General features: G+C 62.3%; 1 protein-coding gene. It reads right to left on the bottom strand.

Annotation, left to right across the window (positions count from 1 at the left end):
• Positions 1 to 264: 264 nt before the first annotated feature.
• The gene (locus GTK01_RS20855; RefSeq protein WP_252929775.1) at positions 265 to 1,284 is read right to left on the bottom strand and encodes an IS110 family transposase; all 1,020 of its coding nucleotides are present in this window, start codon (positions 1,282 to 1,284) and stop codon (positions 265 to 267) included.
• Between the last annotated feature and the right edge of the window lie 78 nt (positions 1,285 to 1,362).

A 1,362-nucleotide genomic window follows, 5' to 3' on the forward strand; every position in this document is an offset into this window, starting at 1 on the left:
GCAAACGTATGGCCCGCCCCGGTTGCAAGCGACAATTGGACGATGGTGTAAACAGTCTGCACAAACGTATCCGGCATGTCGGCCTGACGGCCGCCGCCAAGATGGAGATCCGCGCGTTCCGATCCTCATAAAGGGGCCGGCCTCGGAGGGCCATTTTGCGCCGGAGGTTCTTGGAACACCGATCGACTGTCAGGCCATCTTCCTTTCACCACTCGCAGTTCGTGACGTCCGGTGGGGCATTATCCGGACGTTTGTTCCTTATTCCTAAATCGACGCGACCTGATAAGTCCGTCCGTGGTGGAGCAGCGCCCAGACGGTGCGGGCCATCTTCGCAGCCAAGGCGACGACGGCAACGTTAGGATGAGCGCGGGCGAGAAGCGCGCGCAGCCACGATCCGACCGCTGTGTTGCTCTTGGCCAACGAGGGCATAGCCGAGCGTGCGCCCTGGATCAGCATTTTGCGCAGATACCTGCTTCCGCGCTTCGTGATACCCAGAAGCTTCGGCCTTCCCCCAGTTGTGGCCTGCCGGGGCACAAGGCCCAACCATGCGGCGAGGTCGCGTCCCTTGTCGAACGTTGCCGCGCTGCCAACCGCGGCTACCAGGGCTGTGGCATTCAGAGCTCCAATGCCGGGAATGCCTGTCAGCCGCCGGGCGCGGTCATCAGTCCGGGCCATGGCTGTGAACTCCGCGTCAAAGGCGGCGATACGGCGGTCCAGTTCCTGCCAGCGCGAACGCATGTCCTCGAGCAGAAACGCCATCCGTTGGCTCAGCGTGTCGCTGCCACTTTCCAGCAGTTCACCAAGCAAGAGGCGCAGTCGGGCGTGGCCCTGTGCCACGATGAACCCGCGCTCCAAAAGAAGGCTTCTGATCTGGTTGGTCAGCGAAGTGCGCTCCCCAACGAGGCGGTCGCGCACTCGGTGCAGGGTTTGAACGTCGAGCTGCTCTTCGCTCTTGAGTTCGACGAAGCGCATGGTGGGTCGAGTTGCCGCTTCGGCGATCGCCTCGGCATCGCGATCGTCGTTCTTCTGAGCCTTGACGTAAGGGCGCACATATTCCGGAGACATCAAACGGACCTGATGGCCCAGTGCCGCCAGCGATCGCCCCATGTGATGTGCGCCGCAACAGGCCTCCATCGCCATGATGCAGGGCGATAGCTTTTCAGCAAACGCGATCACCCCATCGCGTCGCATCCGCCGTCGAACGAGGACCGTCCCGCTTTCGTCCAGCCCGACGACGCTGCAGCTGTTCTTGCCCAGATCAATGCCAAGGATCACTATGCTCATGGTTCGCTCCTTCCTCTCTTGAACACCGGCATCCTACACAGGCTCCGGCGGGAGGGGCGGGCCATCCATAAAGGGGGC

Source organism: Aliihoeflea sp. 40Bstr573 (genome assembly GCF_024105655.1).
GTDB lineage: Bacteria > Pseudomonadota > Alphaproteobacteria > Rhizobiales > Rhizobiaceae > Aliihoeflea.